Consider the following 18,149-nt stretch of genomic DNA (forward strand, 5'->3'; position numbering starts at 1 on the left):
GGCTAGGTTCGAGGTCATGAGCGACCTCCGGACGCGCGACGTCACCGAAGCCGACCTCCCAGCGATCCTCACCGTGCGCAACCGCTCGTTCGGACCGCTTCGCACCGACGAGCAGACCTGGTGGCGCCAGGTCGCCGACGAGACGCTCGGCGGGCGGTGGCTCGTCGTCGTCGACGAGTCCGACGTCATCGTCGGGGCGGGACGGGTCCGCCCGTACGAGCAGGCTTGGGGCGGGCGGTTCCTGCCCATGGGTGGCGTCGCCGGGGTGTACGTCGAGCCGGCCGCCCGAGGCCGCGGCGTGGCGACGCTGCTGACGGGCGCGCTCATCGAGCGGATGGGCGAGCTCGGCGACGTCGTGTCCTGTCTCTTCCCGACCACCACGTCGCTCTACCGCCGGTCGGGCTTCGAGGTCGGCGGTGTGCAGACGCGGACGACGTATGCCGCCGCCCTCCTTCGCGACCTGGCGCGGTCCTCGAGCGGGCTGGCCCTGCGCGCGGCTGGGTCGAAGGACGCCGAACGCCTGCACGCCATGGCCCGGGAAGGGCAGGTGCGGCATACCCAGAGTGGGCCGATGGTCCCGTCCGAGGCGGCCTTGCGCAGCATGCTCGAACGCGCCGACCTCACCTGCTACATCGTCGAGGGCTCCGGCGACGGCGCCGATGCCGATGCCGGCGGCGCACCGGACGCCGGCTTCGTCGTCTACGACCTGTCCGACGAGGTGGTGACGGTCGAGCACCTCGTGGCTGACACCCCGGAGTCGGCGCTGGCGCTGTGGGGAGTCGTGGCCTCGGGCTCGTCTGCGGCGCCGACGGTGCACACGTACCTCGACCCCCGGGATCCGGTCGCGCTGCTGCTGCCCGGACTCCCCGCGGTCGAGGTGCGTCAGATGCCGTGGATGGCGCGCGTCATCGACCTCGCCGAAGCGGTGGCCGGGCGTGGCTTCGCGCCGGGCCTCACCGCGTCGGCCGACCTCGTCGTCAGCGACCCCGAGGCTGCGGGCAACTCGGGGTGGTGGAGGTTCTCGGTGGATCGAGGCTGGGGCACCGCCGAGCTGCTGGACCCGGAGGCCGCTGCGATGGAGACCGCCGTCACGACGGCCTCCGGGACCACCGTGGCCCGGGTCGGCGCCCGAGGACTGGCCGCGCTCTGGTGCGGCTGGACGACCTCACGCCTGCGTCAGGCCGGACTCGTGGTCGGCGGCGACCCGGACGCGGACGCCGCGCTGGACGCGATCTTCGCCTGCACCCCACACCTCACCGAGTACTTCTGACGCCCCCAGCGCCCCCGCCCTCCGTCGGTCCGACGTACTCGTCTGGTGTTCACGGGTGACGAACCACCTCGAACCGCGGTGGGAGTCAGGAGCGGCGGCTGGGCTCGCGGACGGCGGGGATCGCGAGGAGCGCAACCATCGCCATCGCGCCGACGACGAGCAACGAGTGCAGGACGCCGACGTGGTCGCCGAGGAAGCCGAGCAGGGGCGGCCCGGCGAGGAAGGCCGTGTAGCCGATCGTCGAGACGACGCTCATCCGGGCGGCGGCGCGGCGGGGGTTGTCGGCAGCCGCACTCATCCCGACGGGGAAGCCGAGGCTCGCGCCGACACCCCAGACAGCGGCGCCCAGGAACGCCAGGCCAGGTCCACCGAACACCACGAGCGCGCAGCCCACCACGGCGGCGACGAACAGCACCCGCAGCACCGGCACCCGCCCGCGCCGGTCCAGCACCCTCGTGCCGAAGATCCGTCCGGCGGTCATCGCGCTGAGGAAGACCGCGAAGCCGAGCACCCCGACCCAGCGCGGCAGGCCGTAGCCGTCGGAGAGTGCGACGCCGACCCAGTCGTTCGCGGTGCCCTCGGTGAAGGCGGCGGCAAGCACCACGACGCCGATCAGCAGCGTCCGCGGCTCGCGCCAGGCAGCGGCGATGCCGGCTTTCTCCTTGACCTCGGCGCCGTGCTCGTCGACCTCGATCGACCGGGGCAGGAAGGCCCGCAGGAACCACGGGGTCACCGCAAGCAGGAGCAGGACCACACCGGCGAGGTGCCAGGCGATGGACACGTGGAGCGCGGACAGGCCGGCGCCGACGAGGGCACTGACGACGGTTCCACCGCTGAACGACGCATGGAAGCGCGGCATGATCGAGTGGCCGAGCAGCCGTTCGACCGACGCGCCTTCGAGGTTCATCCCGACGTCGAAGACCCCAGTGCCGAGGCCGACGAGGAACAGGCCGGCCATGACGACCGCCCGGTTGTGGAACCCACTGACACCGAGCCCCACGGCGATGAGGCCCGCGCTCTGCACGATGGCCGCGCCCATGAGGGTCCGGGCGGCGCCGAGGTGGTGCACGATCCAGCCCGACAGCGGGAGCCCTAGCACCGATCCCGCCGACGCGGCGAGCAGAGTGAGACCGAGCTCGCCGGCGGTGAGGCCGAGGTCGTGCTTGAGGTCAGGCACGCGCGAGGCGAAGGCCGCAAAAGCCGCGCCGTTGACGGCGAACGCGGTGAACACGGCCGCCCGCGCGGTGCGGACAGCCTGCGTCGGCGGCGTGCTGACGGCGGTGGCCATGGTTCCAGCCTCTCGTGGATCGGGGTCGGGCACGACCGTGACTGAGTGCCCAGGTGGCTCGAATCGATTCGACTCGAATCGTTTCGATAGCATGCCTGTCATGCCCACCCTTGGTCAAGCCCGACCGACCCTGCGCGACGTCGCCGACCGCGCCGGTGTCTCCGTGTCGACGGCCTCGCTCGTGTTCAGCGGCAAAGGGCCCGTGGCCGGACCCACTGCAGAGCGGGTTCGGGCCGCCGCGCAGGACCTCGGGTTCACCGGCCCGAACCCGCTGGCGTCGTCGCTACGCCAGGGCAGGGCGGGCGCCATCGGGGTGCTCGTCGAGGGACGGCTCCGGGTCGCCTTTCGCGACCCGTTCGCGATCGCCGTGCTCGACGGGCTCGCCGAGGAGCTCGAGCGGGTGCCCACCGGGATGCTGCTCATCGGCCAGCCCGACGACGCCCCGGAGTCCGTCGTCCCGCAGCTGGCCGGGCTCGCGCTCGACGCGGTCGTCTTCTCACTGTGCGGGCCGGGCGAGAACCCCGCGGTCGAGCACCTCGCCGCACGCGGCATACCCATGTTCAGCACGGGCGCGCCCAGCGACCGCCGCGTGACGCAGGTCCGCATCGACGAGCGCGGGGCGGCCGCGACGATCGCGCGGCACGTCCGCGACCTCGGCCACACCGCAGTCGCGCACGTGACGATGCCGATGCTGCCGACGAGCGTCGCGGGCCCGGTGCCCGAGGCCGAGATCGTGGTCGGCGAGGCGAACGTCCCCTCGATCGGGCGTCTGCTGGGTTTCCGCGACGTCTTCGGCGAGGCGGCCCCCGCGATCCAGACCGGTGACGGCTCTTCGGTCGAGGGGGGCATCATCGCCGGTCGGGTCCTGCTCGACGTGCCGGGACGGGAGCGGCCGACGGCCGTCGTGGCCCAGTCCGATGTCATCGCGGCAGGGGTGATCCTGGCTGCCGAGGAGCTCGGGCTGCGAGTGCCGGCCGACGTCAGCGTCACCGGGTTCGACGGCGTCGACCTGCCGTGGCTGCCGCACCGGCTCACGACGATGGACCAGCAAGGCCGGGAGAAGGGCCGGATCATCGGCACCCTCGTGCGTCGGCGCCTCGACGGCAAGCGCCCCCGGAGCGTCACCCAGCCGGTCACGCTTCGGGTTGGCACCACCACGGCCCCGCCGCGCGCCGGGTAGGCGGACACAGGGACACCCCGCGTACCTGGAAGAGCTCACCTACCCTTGCTGCATTCCTGCCCTGGGGGAGTTCGGCGAGGTACCACCACGCGGGGTGTCGACCGTCAGTGTATGCCGCTGGGTTCCTCAGCCGGAAATCCGCCGCCCGTCCCGGTTGCGGGTGCAGGCTCGGGCCCCTGCGTCGGGGCGTCCTCGGCCTCCCGTATGCCGTTGACGTGCGCCGGTAGTCGCCGCTCGACCGCGACGGCGATGAGCGCGAGCAGACCGCAGGCACCGATGAGGAAGCCGATGTAGACCATGCCCAGGTCGTGCCCGATGAGGAAGCTCGCGACGACCGGGCCTACCACGAAGGCGACCGAGAACATCAGCGAGCTCAGCGCGTTGTAGCGGCCGCGCAGGTGGTCCGGCGCGAGGTCGTTGACCATGGCCGAGCTGGTGGGCTGGAGCATCGTCTCGCCGAGGCCGAAGACCCCCGCACAGGCGCAGAGCATGATCGTCGCGGCCACCGTGCCGGGCACCAGCGAGGTGAGCCCGAGCAGCGACCAGGCGATCGCCCAGGTCAGGGCCATCACGACCGCCACACGTGTGCGGCGCTTGCCCTCGATGCGCTGCAGCACGAACAGCTGGAGCAGCACGATGACGACGGTGTTGGTGGCGAACGCATATCCCAGCGCCTGGGTCGAGATCTGTCCTTCGGCGCGGGCGTAGGCGGGCATGCCGGCGTTGAGCTGTGGGTAGCTGACGAGGGCTGCGATCGCGACGAGCGCCAGCAGCGCGCGCAGCTTAGGGTCGCGCAGCAGGGTGAGGTACGAGACCTTGCCCTCGGTGTGGCCTGCCGGTCGCTCCGCGCGGTCGCGGGCGTGGCGCAGCGGGCCGAGGAGGATGACGAGGGCGGGCAGGTAGCTCAGGGCGTCGAGCAGGTAGACCGCCACGAACGTGCCCGGCCGGTGCACGTCGACGAACTGGCCGCCGATGATCCCGCCGATGCCGATCCCGAGGTTGAGCAGCGTGAAGTTGACGCCGAAGTAGCGTTGCCTCTGCTGCGACGGGATGAGGTTGCCGATCAGTGCGCCTGAGGCAGGCCAGACGATGCCGAAGCCGTAGCCCATCAGGACGAGCGCGAGTGCGGCTTGAAGCGTCGTCGTCGCGAGCGCGAGCATGACGTCGGCGACGAGCAGCGCGAGCAGGCTGCTGACGTAGACCAGGCGCGCGCCGATGCGGTCGATGAGTGCGCCGGCTGGGGTGACCATGACGATGCCGACGCCGGCCTGCAGGGCCAGCAGCAGGCCGACCGTCTCGAGCGGCAGGCCGCGGACCTCGTGAAGGTAGACGACCATGAACGGCAGGACGAGGCCGGTCCCGATCGACTGGAAGACCACGGTCGAGATGAGCAGCTTGCCGTCGCGGGGCAGGTCGTGCCAGAACGAACGCAGGGGTGGGCGGTCGGGCGTCGGCAGCCGGTCGGTCGAGGTCACCCGCTGCAGTGTGCCCGGCCCCACCGACATCGGTCGCCCGGATTTCTTGACGGGGCGAGTCCTCCGGTACCCTGCCCGACGGAGGATTCGCATAGTGGCCTAGTGCGCACGATTGGAAATCGTGTTGGGATAAAACCCTCGGGGGTTCAAATCCCCCATCCTCCGCCAATGGGAACGGGTCCCGTCGCGCTCAGCGCGGCGGGACCCGTTCGCATTGGCGGAGTCTTCGGATTTGGGAGGCGGGGTCGGACCACCTCGAGTGGCCGCCCGGTCTCATCCATCCCCGCATACCGGGCCGGGGTCCTGGGACGCAGCGGCCACTCGACGCCGTCGGGGCGGGGTCGGACCACCTCGAGTGGCCGCTCGGTCTCATCCATCCCCGCATACCGGGCCGGGGTCGTGGGACGCAGCGGCCACTCGACACCGTCGGGGCGGGGTCGGACCACCTCGAGTGGCCGCCCGGTCTCATCCATCCCCGCATACCGGGCGGGCGTCGTGGGACGCAGCGGCCACTCGACACCGTCGGGGCGGGGTCGGACCACCTCGAGTGGCCGCTCGGTCTCATCCATCCCCGCATACCGGGCCCGGGTCCTGGGACGCAGCGGCCACTCGACACCGTCGGGGCGGGGTCGGACCACCTCGAGTGGCCGCCCGGTCTCATCCATCCCCGCATACCGGGCCCGGGTCCTGGGACGCAGCGGCCACTCGACGTGGGGTGGGTAGGTGGGACGGACGCCGTCGTGGAGCGTGGTCGCGACGTCACTAGCATCGGGCCATGAACGCACCGCTTGCTGCTCTGCACGGCCGGAACGTGCTCAAGGAGATCGACCTGTCGCCGGAGGAGTTCCGTGCGCTGCTCGACCTCGCTGCGGAGCTCAAGGCGGCAAAGCGGGAGCGCCGCGAGGAGCGCCGCCTCACGGGCCGCAACATCGCGCTCGTCTTCGAGAAGACCTCGACGCGGACCCGGTGCGCGTTCGAGGTCGCGGCCGCCGACCAGGGCGCGAGCACGACCTACCTCGACCCCGCGGGGTCCCAGGTCGGTCACAAGGAGTCGATCAAGGACACGGCGCGCGTGCTGGGCCGGTTCTACGACGGCATCCAGTACCGCGGCGCCGGCCATGACATCGTCGAGACCCTCGGCGCGTGGGCGGGAGTCCCGGTGTGGAACGGCCTCACCGACGACTGGCACCCGACGCAGTCGCTCTGCGACGCGCTGACCATGCGGGAGCACGCCGGCAAGCCTGATGCCGAGATCTCCTACGCGTTCGTCGGCGACGCGCGGTTCAACATGGGCAACTCGCTGCTCGTCACGGGGGCGATGCTCGGGATGGACGTCCGGATCGTGGCTCCCCGGTCGCTGTGGCCGGCCGGCGACGTCGTCGCCATCGCCAGGAGGTATGCCGCCGACTCGGGAGCCCGGATCACGCTGACCGAGGACGTGGCGCAGGGGGTCAGGGGTGTGGACTTCATCCACACCGACGTGTGGGTGTCGATGGGCGAGGCCAAGGACGTGTGGGCCGACCGGATCGAGCTGCTCTCGCCCTACCAGGTCAACGCGGAGCTGCTCGCGCTGACCGGCAACCCGAGCGTGAAGTTCATGCACTGCCTGCCGGCCTTCCACGACCTGGAGACGGCGGTGGGCCGGGACGTGCACGAGCGGTTCGGGCTCAAGGAGCTGGAGGTCACCGACGACGTGTTCGAGTCGGCGGCATCGATCGTCTTCGACCAGGCCGAGAACCGCATGCACACGATCAAGGCCCTCATCGTCGCAACGATGACCGACCTGGACGCCTGACGTTCACGAAGGTGTGGAGCCGCCGTTAACTCGCTTGCGGGAGAACGGCATACATGCGCCTTTCTCGCACCCACGCAGCGGCCGCCCTGAGCGCCGCACTCCTCACCGTCCCCGCGGCCGCGTTCGCCGCCGACAACCCCGGCCAGCAGAAGGACGGGCACTACACCTTCGCTGTGATCGGTGACGTGCCCTACGGCGACGAGCAGATCGCGAAGTTCCCGGCCTGGATCGACCAGATCAACGCGACCCCGGGGCTGTCGTTCACGATCCACGTCGGCGACATCAAGAACGGCTCGTCGAAGTGCACCAACGAGTACTTCTCGATGATCCGCACGCAGTTCGACCGGTTCACTATGCCGCTCATCTACACACCGGGCGACAACGAGTGGACCGACTGCCACCGCACGAACAACGGCACCTACAACCCGCTCGAGCGCCTGGCGCGGATCCGCTCAACATTCTTCACCACGCCCGGCCAGACCCTCGGCACCGACCCGATCACCGTGGACTCGCAGGCGGCCTCAGGGTTCCCGGAGAACGTCACACTCCGGCGGCAGGGCGTGGACCTGGCCGTCCTGCACGTCGTCGGGAGCAACGACGGCCTCCTGCCCTGGCCCGAGCTGGGCTTCACCACGCCGACGACGGAGCAGGTCGCGGAGGAGACGGCCCGAATGGACAACGCGATCTCGGTCGTGCGCCAGACCTTCGACTCGGCGCGCCAGCGTCACGACCGCGCCGTCGCCCTCTTCCTGCAGGCCGACATGTTCGACCCGACGTACAACGTGACCTGGGCCGACGACTCCGCCTTCCAGCCGCTCGTGGCCGAGCTCGTCGCGCAGTCGAACGCGTTCGACGGCGACGTGTACCTCTTCAACGGTGACAGCCATGTCTTCAACTCCGACAAGCCGCTCGCGGCCGGGTCGAAGTGGCTGTCGTTCTACGGTGTCACCGGTTCGGCCGACAACCTGACCCGGATCACGGTCGACGGGTCGTCGAACAACAAGGACTTCCTCACGGTGACCGTCAACCGCCCGGGTGCCGACCACGTGCTGTCGTGGGAGCGCGTCCCCTACGCGTCCTGACCACCCACTCGTATGCCGCCGGGCGCCTCACCGCGCCCGGCGGCATACCGCTGCCGGACACCGGTCAGCGCGTCGGCGTCTCTTCGTTCGCCTGCCTGCTCGTGGGCTCGTGCCTCTGGCCCGCCCGTCCCTCACTGCGTGACGGTGACCGTCGGGCACGGCCGTCCCGTCTGGGTCGGCGTGCTGCCCGCCGGCGGAGCCCCGAAGCTGCGCCATCCGGCCCCGACGACGAGGTCCACCGTGTCGCCCTTGCGCTTGTCGTTGACGAGCACGGCCTTCGGGACATGCAGATGGACGAGCTTGGCCGATGCTGCACCCTCTGGTCCGAAGCGGATCTGCGCGACCTGCTGGACCTTCGCATGCTTGGGGTCGTTGGCGACCGACTTGACCTGGAACCCCCGGTCACGCGCCACCTTCGCCACGGCGGCGGCGAGGCCCCTGCGGTCAGTGGAGTTGTAGACGTTGAGGCTGACGTCAGCGGCTTTGAGCCCGGCGCTCGTGGTTGCCGTCGTGCACGGTCCGGGCTCGGGGTTGCTGGCGCGGAAGTAGGAGGATGCGTAGTAGAAGGCGCCGCCGAGGCCGAGCAGGACGATGGCGAGCACGACCATCGAGCGCCGTTGGCGCCTCACCCTGTAGGTGCCGTCCCCTTCGTCGACGACCTGCGACATCCAGACTCCTCGGTCGGGGCCGTCCGCCAGGCCGAACGGCTCGTGTCAGGAGAGTACGAGGACTCGGGCGTGCAGGACAGGTCTCTGCTGAAGTGCGGCGCGTAGCGCGCGGTGCAGTCCGTCCTCGAGGTAGAGCTCGCCCTCCCACTCCACGCAGTGCGGGAAGAGGTCTCCGTAGAACGTGGAGTCGTCGGCGAGCAGCCCGCGCAGGTCGAGCGTGCTCTTGGTCGTGATGAGCTCGCCCAGCTGGACCACGCGAGGCGGCACGTTGGACCAGTCCTTCGTCGTCTCGAGTCCGTGGTCCGGATACGGGCGGGAGTCGCCGACGGCCTTGAAAATCACCGGGTCAGCATAGTCAGCGAACCTGTCGGAGCGGCGGATAGAGTGCCAACCGTGACCGAGACTTCAGCGTCGAGCACCACGAGCTCCGGCCAGATCGACGAGATCCGTGCGGGCTACGCCTTCGACGGGCCCGTGCTCAAGCTGGGGGCGGCCGTCGTGGACGACGTGGCGCATCCGGACGCCCCCGTGCAGATCCCGCTCAGTGTCCTGAACCGCCACGGCCTGGTCGCCGGCGCGACGGGCACCGGCAAGACGAAGACCCTGCAGCTCATGGCCGAGCAGCTGGCCGAGCAGGGCGTCCCGGTGTTCCTCGCGGACATGAAGGGCGACCTGTCGGGCCTGGCCACGCCCGGTGAGGGCGGTGACAAGATCACGGCCCGCGCGACGGATGTCGGCATGGAGTGGACCGCGACGGCATACCCGACGGAGTTCTACTCGCTCGGCGGCAAGGGCAGCGGCATCCCGATCCGCGCGACGATCACGAGCTTCGGCCCCACCCTGCTGTCCAAGGTGCTGGGCCTCAACGACACCCAGGAGTCCAGCCTGGGGCTGATCTTCCACTATGCCGACAAGAACGGCCTGGCGTTGCTCGACCTCAAGGACCTCCGCGCGGTCATCTCGCACCTCACGTCCGACGAGGGCAAGGCCGACCTCAAGGACCTCGGTGGCCTGTCCAGCGCGACCGCGGGCGTCATCCTGCGCAACCTCATCACGTTCGAGGACCAGGGCGCCGGGGCCTTCTTCGGCGAGCCCGAGTTCGACACGAGCGACCTGCTGCGGGTCGGCGCCGACGGCTTGGGGATCATCTCGTGCCTCGAGCTGCCCGGGGTCCAGGACCGGCCGCAGCTGTTCTCGACCTTCCTCATGTGGCTGCTGGCGGACCTGTTCCACGACCTGCCGGAGGAAGGCGACGTCGACAAGCCGAAGCTCGTCTTCTTCTTCGACGAGGCTCATCTGCTGTTCAACGACGCGAGCAAGCCGTTCCTCGACGCGATCGAGCAGACGGTGCGCCTGATCCGGTCCAAGGGCGTCGGCGTCTTCTTCGTCACCCAGTCACCCAAGGACGTGCCGTCCGGCGTGCTCGCGCAGCTGGGCAACCGCGTCCAGCACGCCCTTCGGGCCTTCACCCCGGACGACGCGAAGGCGCTCAAGCAGGCGATCGCGACCTACCCGCACACGGCATACGACATGGAGAAGCTGCTCACGAGCCTTGGCATCGGCGAGGCCGTGGTGACGGTCCTGTCCGACCGCGGCGTGCCGACGCCGGTCGCGTGGACGCGGATGAAGGCCCCGAACTCCCTGATGGACCCGTCGCCTCAGCCGACGATCGACGCCCTCGTCGCGGCGTCGCCGCTGCGGGCGAAGTATGCCGACGTGACCGACCGCGAGTCGGCCTACGAGCTGCTCGCGAAGCGGTTGGCGGCCGCGCCCACGCCGGCACAGGAGCCGGCTCCGGCACCGGCCGCTCCTGTCCCCGCGCCGCGAAAGGCCGAGAAGGAGGAGCCGAGCATCATCCAGCAGGTCGCCGAGTCGTCGGCGTTCAAGTCGATGCTCCGCTCGGCCGGCACGGTGATCGGCCGCGAGATCACGCGTAGCATTTTCGGGACGTCGCGCCGCAAGCGCTGAGCCCTACCAGGCTTCCGACCGGGGGGCGCCTCGACCGTTCGTGGGTCGGGGCGCCCTCTCGTGTGGCCCGGTCGACGTATGCCGGTTCGAGGTGTGCCGGCCGGTGTGATGCGTCGTGCCATGGGCCGGGGTTTCACCTCGACCCGACTACCTCGAACCGTCGACAGTCGCCTCGCCGCCACCGACCGTCTCCGCCTCGACGACGGGGGCGCTCCCGCCCACCGCTTCGAGGCCGTCGTCGACGAGCAGCGGGACCCCGTTGCCGAGACGGACCAGCAGCGGCAGCTCGAAGTGTCCGGTCCGCTTGGCCAGCTGCTTACCTTCCGCCTTGAGCGAGCCCTCGACGTCGCACTGTCCGGCATTCAGCGCGACGAGGCGCCCCGCTCGGACGGTGGCCACGACGGCCTTGAGCGTGAACCCGAGCGACAGCTCGAAGGTCACCGTCGCGATCGTGACGTCGTCGACCCGCAGCTCCACGCGCGGGTTGTGGTTCGAGGTGATGTGGTGCGCGGCGAGGTCCACGACCTCACTCGTCCCGCTGGCATCCCTCGTCCGCTTCGCGGCCGCGTTGAGGTCACCGAGCTTGCGCCACCCCTCGAGGATGAGCTCGTCGAACTCGATGTCCACCAGGTCGTGCGCGATCGACGCGATCTGGCCGCCCACGGCGTTGAGCCCGGCTCGCGTCAGGTTCGACAGCCCCGCCGTCGCTGTGGCGACCACACCGCTTTCCTTGAGGGCCTCGGCGAGCGCCTTGACACTGTCGTTCTTCTCGTCGAAGAGGAATGCGGCGGCGCTGATGCCCTGCGTCGCGGGTTCCACAGTCATCGCTCTGTCTCCTGCGTCACGTCGATCGTGCCAGGACCGGTCCGCGGCACGAGATGGATGGAGTGGGACCTGTCACCGTCACGGTCCAGACCGGTGGTGACCGTCCCCTGCACGGTCACGGGTGCGACGTTCACGTGCTGGGCGATCCACCGTCGCTGCCTCCGGTCGCGCTCGGCGCTGGCGAGCGTCGCGATCGCCAGGAAGGCCACCAGGATCAGGATCCACAGGGGCCAGTTCGGTGCCGACGTCGGCGGCATCCGGAATGCGACGCGTTTGAGCGCGAGGCCGTCGGGCCCGACCACGACGACCGTCCCGTCCTGCCGACCGGATGCGGTCGTGACGATCCCGGAGGCGACGATGCTGCCGTCCGCGCCGATGAGGGTCTGGTCGGCCATCGGGTCGCCGTCGAGCAGGACGACCACGGCGCACGTGGCGAACCGCTGGTCGAACGAGCCGTCGACCCGCACCGAGGCGCCACCGCTGACCTCGTGGGTGGTCGCGGTGAGGGTGGTCAGGTTGTCCGGCCGGACGATGCACGAGCCGGGTCCGGCCGTGACCGAGAGTGCCGCCGACGCGGTGAACGGAGCCGCCGCCAGCGCCCTGGGGGCCTCACGGAAAGCGACGGAACGCGAGACCGCGACGCCCCCGGACGAGCGGTCGGCCAACGGCCCCTGGGCGCCGGTCGCACCCGAGCTCGCGCCCCCGGTGGCGCCACCGGTAGCGCCCGTCGCACCACCGGTCGGGCCGCCGGTCGAGCCGCCCGTGGAACCGCCGGTCGGGACACCCGGCGTGCCGGGGGCACCTCCAGGTGCGACCCCCGTGACGCCGCTGACCGTGCCGGTGATCGTGTGGGGTCCGGGCGAGGTCGCGATGCAGGTCGAGCCGTCGCAGGAGCCGTCCGGGCTGATCGTGAAGGTGGCCCGGTCGGTCAGGTCACCGATCGGCGCGCCCTGGTCGTCGAGCCCGGTCGCGATATACGTGATCCGCGCACCCGCGTCGACCTGAGCCGTGCGCGGGCTGAGCTCGATTGCGGCAAGCGGCCCGGCGGTGCCGGCCATCGTCGCACCCGGGACGACCTCGAGTGCAGCGCTGCCGCCGACGGAGCCCTGTGCGGTGTGGACCGTGCCAGTCACGGTGTGCGGCCCGAGAACGGCTGCCGTGCACGTGTCGGCTGTGCACGACCCGTCCCGGCCGATCGACAGCGTGGTGTATGCCGTCAGGTCGGTGACCGCGCGGCCTGTCGCGTCCAGGCCCATGGCTGAGTACGTGGCTTTCTGCTCGGGACCGATCTGTGCCGCCCGCGGGTTGAGGCGCAGGGTCACGATGTCGGTCGAGAGGACCAGCAGGTCGGCGTGGGCCGCCACGGTCCCGCCCCCGAGACGGGCGGTGCCGGTGACCGTGTGCGGCCCGACGTGTGAGGCGGAGCAGGCAGCAGCGGAACAGGACCCGTCCGGCTCGATCGTGATCGTCGAGGCGGTGACATCGCCGAGCCGGTTACCGAAGGCGTCAGAGCCGACCGCGCGGTAGGACACTCGCGAGCCGGCCGTGGCGATGGCCACGGGCGGGTCGAGGACGAACGTCACGGCCGGGCCGGCCGACACGTCCATCACCGCCGACCCACCCACCACGCGGCCCGCGACGTCGACACTGCCGTTGACGGCATACGACTGTGCCTTGGACGCCGAGCACGTAGCGCCGGTGCACGAGCCGGGTGGCGTCATCGTGAACGTCGCGCGCGCCGTGACGTCGCCCGCGTCGTTGCCGAAGGCGTCCGTGGCCCGCGCGCGGAACGTCACGCTCTCGCCGGCCTTCGCGCTCGCGTGGGCAGGTGCGAGGACCACGGAGTCGACCGGCCCGGGGACCACGTCGAGGGTCGTGATGCCGCTGAAGGTGCCCTCCGGCAGACGGACTGTGCCGGTGACGGTGTAGGTCTGCGCGCGTGTGGCTGTGCAGCGCGAGCCGGTGCACGAGCCGGGTGCGGTGATCGTGATGACCGCGGCCTGGGTGAGGTCGACGAAGGGGACCCCCTGCTCGTCGAGCCCCCTCACGGCATACCCGGCCGATCCTCCCGCTCCGACCACGCGGGTCGAGGCCTCCAGGGCGATCCCCGTGACGCGCCCGGTGGTCGGCGGGTTGACCACCGGCGGGACCACCGGGGGGACCACGGGCGGGATGACCACCGGTGGAACCACCGGAGGGATGACGACGTTCGAGTCGGCCGGCAGGACGCGCAGTCCCACGGTGTCGCTCAGCGTCCGGCCGCTGACCGTGACCGTGCCGGAGACGTCGTGGTCCCCGGTCGACGTGGGCGTGCAGATCCGCCCGGTGCAGGTGCCGGCCCAGCCCATCGAGAGGCTGGTGACGGCCGTGAGGTCGACGACCTGCACGCCCGCGCTGTCCAGGCCGTATGCCGTGAGGCTGACCGGCTGCCCGATCCGCGCCGTCGTCGCGGCGAGCTCGAGGAGCAGGCCGGTGACCTGCGGCGTGACGAGCAGGTCGGCGGTGTCGGTGATCTGGGCCCTCGTGAACGTCACCATGCCGGTCACCGTGTGCGGCCCCGGCACTGTGGCGGTACAGCGGGCGCCGGTGCACGAGCCGTCCGGTCCGACCGTGAAGTCGGTGATGCCCGTGACGTCGCCGAGGAGGCGATGGTCGCGGTCGAACCCGAGCGCGACGTAGGTGATGCCTGCCCCGGACTCGATGGCGGCCGACCCAGGCCGGATCTCGATCGAGGCGAGCCCGCGGACCGAGCCGGTGTGGCGATGCTTCGGGACGACCTGCACGGCCGCCGAGCCCGTGACTGTTGTCCCGCCGATGCTGATGCGTCCGGTGACGGTGTGCCGTCCGAGCTTGGTCGCAGTGCACCCGGCGCCGCTGCACGAGCCGTCGGGGCGTGCCGCGGCGCGACCGTTGGCGCTGAATGTCATCGTCAACGTCGTGCTCCTCGTGACGTCGCCGAGCGACCGACCCGACGCGTCGAACGCGACCGCGGTGTATGCCGCCCGCTCACCCGGCGTCACGAACCTCCTCGCCGGGCTGAGCTCGAGGCGCGGAGCCGGTGGGGTCGAGGTCGCCTTGGAGGTGCCGGTCTTCGCAGTCGAGCTTCCGGGCCGGCTCAGCATGCTCGGGCGCGTCGGTGCGTGCGAGCCGGGGTTTGCGGCGACGTGTGCCGAGCCCATGGCCTGGCCCGTGTTCGCAGGGTGCTGGGCGCGCGCCTTCGCCCCGGTCCGGTGCGAGCGTGTGCCCTGACCGCCCGCCCCGGACGCAGCGGCATACGGTGACTCGACGACGAGGACCGCGGTGGCCGTGACGAGACCGCCGCCTTTGCGCAGGGTAGATGTGACCCGGTGGAGGCCCGGTCTGGAGGCCGTACACCGGCTGCCGTGGCAGGACCCGTCGGGGCTGATGGAGAGGCGGGCCTTGGCGGTCACCTCACCCATCGAGCGACCGGACGTGTCGAAGGCCCGGACGTTGTAGACCACGCGCTGGCCGACCTCCACGGTCGCTCGTGCGGGGGTGAGCGACAGCCGGGCGACGGGGGCCGACCGGCCCGCTGCGAGACCTGCAGGCCCGCCGCCCCGGCCGCCATCGGCGACGACGGCACCGGACGCGCCGAGGCCGGTCAGCCCGACAACGAGGGCCGACGCGCCGAGCACCGCCAGGAACCGGCGTGCGCGGGCCCCGCCCGCGGCGACCCGACGTGGGAACCCCGTGGATCGGCCTCTGAGATGCGCGTCGTGGCGAGGCACTGGCTCCTCCGAGTTCATTGCACACCTCGGAGATCGGCGACGTCGCCAGAATGCCGCTTATCCGCTGATCCTCTGGCTACGGGCCCTTGGAGGTGTTCTCCCCGGTCAGAGGCCGCGGCTCAGGCTCAGATACAGCAGGCGTGCCGGCTCAGAAGTCGAACTCGATGTCGTCGAGGTCGCCGTCTGCGTCGGCGAAGTAGCTGATGACGCGGATGTCGGGCTCGTCGACCACCTGGAGGACGAGCTGCCGCAGCTGGATCACCTGACCGCTGTCGAGGCGAATTCGCTTGGTACGCCCCCGAGTCGGATCACTGTCGTAGCGCTCCCACCACTCGACTGCGGCCGGGTTGGCGCGGAAGATCTCGTCGAGGATCCGCTTGAACGACGGGTCGTCGGGGTGCCGGGCGTACGCCTCCCGGAACAGCGCCAGCTGGTCGGCCGCCTCCTGCTCCCAGTCGACGAAGAGGCTGCGCGCCGCCGGGTCGCAGCAGTAGAACCACAGCAGGTTGCGCTCGCGCTTGGTCCGCTTGCCCTCCCAGTCGGTGAACAGCTGGCACGCCGTGTGGTTCGCCCCGAGGACGTCCCAGCGGGCCCCGACGACGTAGGCGGGGTTCGGGTCGATCGCGTCGAGCAGCTCCTCGAGCTCCTCGCTGAGGACCTCGGGCTCTGAGGCTCGCCGCGGACTGGCGCCGGAGGCCAGCGCCCGGAGGTGGGCGCGGCCGTCCGAGTCGAGCTTGAGGGCCCGGGCGAGCCCGTTGATGACGGAGTCGCTGGGTCGCAGGTCGCGGCCACGCTCGATGATGTCGTAGTAGGCGACCGAGATGTTCGCGAGCTCGGCCACCTCGGTGCGGCTCAGGCCGACCCGTCGGCGGCCCTTCGCGCGCTTGATCCCGACCTCCTCCGGCGCCAGCTGGTGCCGCCGCTCCCGCAGGAACTCGCCCAGTGGGGAGGGGGTGCGCACGCTCAGCGGGACCTCGCTCGTCATGCCGCACATCCTGCCAGTGGGCGGAGTCCCACCGGTGGCCGCGCAACACACCGAGCAGTCGCAAGGTTCGACGGTTATTTCCGTCATAGTTTGCGACTGCTCGGTGTGTTGCCGGGGCGCACTACCTCGAGATCCTGGGCGCCGTCGGCGCGCACTGAGGTCACGCGCGAGGTCACGCGCGAGGTCACGCGCGAGGTCACTCGCGAGGTCACTCGCGGGGCAGCACCGTCAGCACGCGCACGATGTGCTCCCGGAACTCGGCCATGTAGCCGCGCAGGAATTCGCGCGTCGCATCGTCGAGGACCTCCCCGTCCGGGGCGAAGACCTCGGGCGAGTACTGGACGTAGGCCTCCGGCGCGGTCATCTGGCGTGCATTGCAGAAGCTGAGGACGGCGCGCAGGCTCTGCTGCCCCAAGGCAGTCCCGATCTGTCCGATCGAGGCCCCGATCACCGCCGCCGGGATGTGGTCGAAGGAGTTCTGTCCCCAGGGACGCGATGCCCAGTCGATCGCGTTCTTCAGCGCGCCGGGGATCGACCGGTTGTACTCCGGGCTGACGAACAGGACCGCGTCGGCGCCGCTGATCGCCTCCTTGAGGGCGAGGGCCTCGGGCGGGTAGTCGCTGTCGAAGTCCGGGCTGTACAGCGGGAGGTTCCCGATCGGGATCTCGGTGAAGCTCAGGTCGTCGGGCGCCAGACGGATGAGGGCCTTGGACAGGACGCGGTTGATCGAGGTCGAGGACAGGCTGCCGACGAAGTAGCCGACGTCGTAGGTGGGCATGGGTCGCTCCTTCCTGGTCGCATCCCCACCAACGTCCTCCCCGGCCGACCCGTCCGCAACCGCGGCAGCCGCGCTCAGCTGCGCCGGTCGGCCGGGCGCGGCGTCGAGGCTGTCGAGGCTGTCGGGGCTGTCGAGGCTGTCGACGCTGTCGACGCTGTCGGGGCCGTCGGGGCTGTCGGGGCTGTCGGGGCTGTCGGGGCTGTCGAGGCGTACGGCACCTCGACGTGGGGTCGCCGCTCCCAGAGGGCCCAGTCGGCACTGACCTCGCCGGCGGCGCGCTGGAGCAGCGGAAGGTACTCCTCGAGCAGGCGGGACGTCGACGTCTCCGCGGCGTGCACGGTGACGTTCATCGCGGCGCGGACGGTCCCGGAGCCGTCACGCACGGGCACGGCGACCGAGCGAACTCCCGGCGCGAGCTCCTCGTCGGCCAGCGCCCAGCCCCGGGCGCGCACGGCGGTCAGCTCGTCGGCGAGCTCGGCCCGGGTGCGGGTCACCCTCGGCTGCACGCGCGACCCGCTCGGCGTGGCCAGCGCCTGCTCGAGGGCCTCCGGCGAGAGCGCTGCGAGCAGGACCTTGCCCTGGGACGTGGGCGGCGCGGGGAAGCGGGTGCCGACCTCGACGCGCAGGGCGATGATCTTGGGCACCGACACTCGAGCGACGTAGACGATGTCGGAGCCGTCGAGCTGTGACATCGACGAGGACTCGCCCGTCCGGCCGACCAGCCACTCGAGGTGCGGCCGGGCCACGTCCCACAGGCCGAGCGCCGCGACGTGTGCGAGGCCCAGCGTCATCACCTTCGGGGTCAGCTCGAACAGGCCGTCGCGCGACCGCACATAGCCGAGCTCCTCGAGCGTGAGCAGGAGCCGGCGGGCGGTCGGGCGCGCGAGGTCAGTGGCCTGCGCCACGTCGCTCAGGCTGCGGCGCGGGCTGGCGGCGTCGAAGCACGCGAGGACGTCGAGCCCCCGGGCGAGAGCCTCGACGAAGTCGGGTGCGCGGCCTCTGCCTGCCACGGCGCCTCCTTTCGCTGCTGCCTCGTCCGGGTCGAAACCTGCGAGTCGAACCCTGCGCGCGTCGAACCCTATGTGC

General features: G+C 71.1%; 14 protein-coding genes, 1 tRNA gene and 1 other RNA gene. 6 read left to right on the forward strand and 10 right to left on the reverse strand.

The genetic code is table 11. From position 1 onward, the window contains the following. Positions 1 to 16: 16 nt before the first annotated feature. Positions 17 to 1,270 (forward strand): GNAT family N-acetyltransferase, encoded by a 1,254-nt coding sequence (locus tag ACWEOW_RS15485; RefSeq protein WP_452270108.1) that lies wholly within the window; start codon positions 17 to 19, stop codon positions 1,268 to 1,270. An 85-nt stretch (positions 1,271 to 1,355) separates the two neighbouring features. Here the strand turns inward: ACWEOW_RS15485 and ACWEOW_RS15490 are convergent, their stop codons facing one another. Beyond that, positions 1,356 to 2,558, reverse strand: coding sequence for an MFS transporter (locus ACWEOW_RS15490; RefSeq protein WP_452270109.1), 1,203 nt, complete (start codon positions 2,556 to 2,558; stop codon positions 1,356 to 1,358). A gap of 100 nt (positions 2,559 to 2,658) precedes the next feature. On the opposite strand from ACWEOW_RS15490, the gene ACWEOW_RS15495 reads away from it, so the two are divergent. Further along, entirely contained in the window at positions 2,659 to 3,738 is a 1,080-nt protein-coding gene (locus tag ACWEOW_RS15495; protein ID WP_452270110.1) for a LacI family DNA-binding transcriptional regulator, read from the forward strand. Positions 3,739 to 3,743: 5 nt separating this feature from the next. Here ACWEOW_RS15495 and ffs read toward each other — a convergent pair. Both ffs and ACWEOW_RS15505 read right to left on the reverse strand, forming a co-directional pair. Then, an RNA gene (gene ffs / locus ACWEOW_RS15500) (signal recognition particle sRNA small type) lies at positions 3,744 to 3,840 on the reverse strand. A gap of 2 nt (positions 3,841 to 3,842) precedes the next feature. Then, the gene (locus ACWEOW_RS15505) at positions 3,843 to 5,213 is read right to left on the reverse strand and encodes an MFS transporter (RefSeq protein WP_452270111.1); all 1,371 of its coding nucleotides are present in this window, start codon (positions 5,211 to 5,213) and stop codon (positions 3,843 to 3,845) included. An 80-nt stretch (positions 5,214 to 5,293) separates the two neighbouring features. Here ACWEOW_RS15505 and ACWEOW_RS15510 point away from each other — a divergent pair. From ACWEOW_RS15510 to ACWEOW_RS15520, 3 genes are all read left to right on the forward strand, one after another. Then, positions 5,294 to 5,381 (forward strand) — tRNA-Ser (locus tag ACWEOW_RS15510). Between the two features lie 607 nt (positions 5,382 to 5,988). Further along, a complete protein-coding gene (gene argF / locus ACWEOW_RS15515; protein ID WP_452270112.1) occupies positions 5,989 to 7,008 on the forward strand; it encodes an ornithine carbamoyltransferase in 1,020 nt (339 codons plus the stop codon). Positions 7,009 to 7,061: 53 nt separating this feature from the next. After that, the gene (locus tag ACWEOW_RS15520; protein WP_452270113.1) at positions 7,062 to 8,090 is read left to right on the forward strand and encodes a metallophosphoesterase; all 1,029 of its coding nucleotides are present in this window, start codon (positions 7,062 to 7,064) and stop codon (positions 8,088 to 8,090) included. 131 nt (positions 8,091 to 8,221) lie between these two features. On the opposite strand, the gene ACWEOW_RS15525 is transcribed toward ACWEOW_RS15520, so the two are convergent. Both ACWEOW_RS15525 and ACWEOW_RS15530 read right to left on the reverse strand, forming a co-directional pair. Next, complete coding sequence (locus ACWEOW_RS15525; RefSeq protein ID WP_452270114.1) at positions 8,222 to 8,758, reverse strand: LytR C-terminal domain-containing protein; 537 nt, start codon at positions 8,756 to 8,758, stop codon at positions 8,222 to 8,224. A 45-nt stretch (positions 8,759 to 8,803) separates the two neighbouring features. Then, positions 8,804 to 9,100, reverse strand: a complete 297-nt coding sequence (locus ACWEOW_RS15530; protein WP_020145941.1) for a type II toxin-antitoxin system VapB family antitoxin — start codon at positions 9,098 to 9,100, stop codon at positions 8,804 to 8,806. Positions 9,101 to 9,151: 51 nt separating this feature from the next. On the opposite strand from ACWEOW_RS15530, the gene ACWEOW_RS15535 reads away from it, so the two are divergent. Further along, positions 9,152 to 10,726, forward strand: coding sequence for a helicase HerA-like domain-containing protein (locus tag ACWEOW_RS15535; RefSeq protein ID WP_452270115.1), 1,575 nt, complete (start codon positions 9,152 to 9,154; stop codon positions 10,724 to 10,726). Positions 10,727 to 10,873: 147 nt separating this feature from the next. Here ACWEOW_RS15535 and ACWEOW_RS15540 read toward each other — a convergent pair whose 3' ends face one another. The 5 genes from ACWEOW_RS15540 to ACWEOW_RS15560 form a co-directional block, all read right to left on the reverse strand. Then, a complete protein-coding gene (locus ACWEOW_RS15540) occupies positions 10,874 to 11,551 on the reverse strand; it encodes a hypothetical protein (protein ID WP_452270116.1) in 678 nt (225 codons plus the stop codon). Then, positions 11,548 to 15,318, reverse strand: a complete 3,771-nt coding sequence (locus ACWEOW_RS15545; RefSeq protein WP_452270117.1) for a hypothetical protein — start codon at positions 15,316 to 15,318, stop codon at positions 11,548 to 11,550. Before ACWEOW_RS15545 ends, ACWEOW_RS15540 begins: the two co-directional genes overlap by 4 nt. A gap of 130 nt (positions 15,319 to 15,448) precedes the next feature. Further along, entirely contained in the window at positions 15,449 to 16,285 is an 837-nt protein-coding gene (locus tag ACWEOW_RS15550; protein WP_452270118.1) for a helix-turn-helix transcriptional regulator, read from the reverse strand. Positions 16,286 to 16,493: 208 nt separating this feature from the next. Next, on the reverse strand, positions 16,494 to 17,063 hold the full coding sequence (locus tag ACWEOW_RS15555) for an NADPH-dependent FMN reductase (protein WP_452270119.1): 570 nt from the start codon (positions 17,061 to 17,063) through the stop codon (positions 16,494 to 16,496). Positions 17,064 to 17,137: 74 nt separating this feature from the next. Further along, positions 17,138 to 18,073 carry an IclR family transcriptional regulator domain-containing protein gene (locus ACWEOW_RS15560; RefSeq protein ID WP_452270120.1) on the reverse strand — a complete coding sequence of 312 codons (936 nt, stop codon included), beginning with the start codon at positions 18,071 to 18,073 and terminating at the stop codon, positions 17,138 to 17,140. Between the last annotated feature and the right edge of the window lie 76 nt (positions 18,074 to 18,149).

Source organism: Monashia sp. NPDC004114 (assembly GCF_053603855.1).

What these genes read in the sequence shown, in the direction of transcription:
- ACWEOW_RS15485 (WP_452270108.1), top strand. Translation starts at nt 17, where the DNA reads ATGAGCGACCTCCGGACGCGCGACGTCACCGAAGCCGACCTCCCAGCG.
- ACWEOW_RS15490 (WP_452270109.1), bottom strand. Translation starts at nt 2,558, where the DNA reads ATGGCCACCGCCGTCAGCACGCCGCCGACGCAGGCTGTCCGCACCGCG.
- ACWEOW_RS15495 (WP_452270110.1), top strand. Translation starts at nt 2,659, where the DNA reads ATGCCCACCCTTGGTCAAGCCCGACCGACCCTGCGCGACGTCGCCGAC.
- argF (WP_452270112.1), top strand. Translation starts at nt 5,989, where the DNA reads ATGAACGCACCGCTTGCTGCTCTGCACGGCCGGAACGTGCTCAAGGAG.
- ACWEOW_RS15520 (WP_452270113.1), top strand. Translation starts at nt 7,062, where the DNA reads ATGCGCCTTTCTCGCACCCACGCAGCGGCCGCCCTGAGCGCCGCACTC.
- ACWEOW_RS15525 (WP_452270114.1), bottom strand. Translation starts at nt 8,758, where the DNA reads ATGTCGCAGGTCGTCGACGAAGGGGACGGCACCTACAGGGTGAGGCGC.
- ACWEOW_RS15540 (WP_452270116.1), bottom strand. Translation starts at nt 11,551, where the DNA reads ATGACTGTGGAACCCGCGACGCAGGGCATCAGCGCCGCCGCATTCCTC.
- ACWEOW_RS15545 (WP_452270117.1), bottom strand. Translation starts at nt 15,318, where the DNA reads ATGAACTCGGAGGAGCCAGTGCCTCGCCACGACGCGCATCTCAGAGGC.
- ACWEOW_RS15550 (WP_452270118.1), bottom strand. Translation starts at nt 16,285, where the DNA reads ATGACGAGCGAGGTCCCGCTGAGCGTGCGCACCCCCTCCCCACTGGGC.
- ACWEOW_RS15555 (WP_452270119.1), bottom strand. Translation starts at nt 17,063, where the DNA reads ATGCCCACCTACGACGTCGGCTACTTCGTCGGCAGCCTGTCCTCGACC.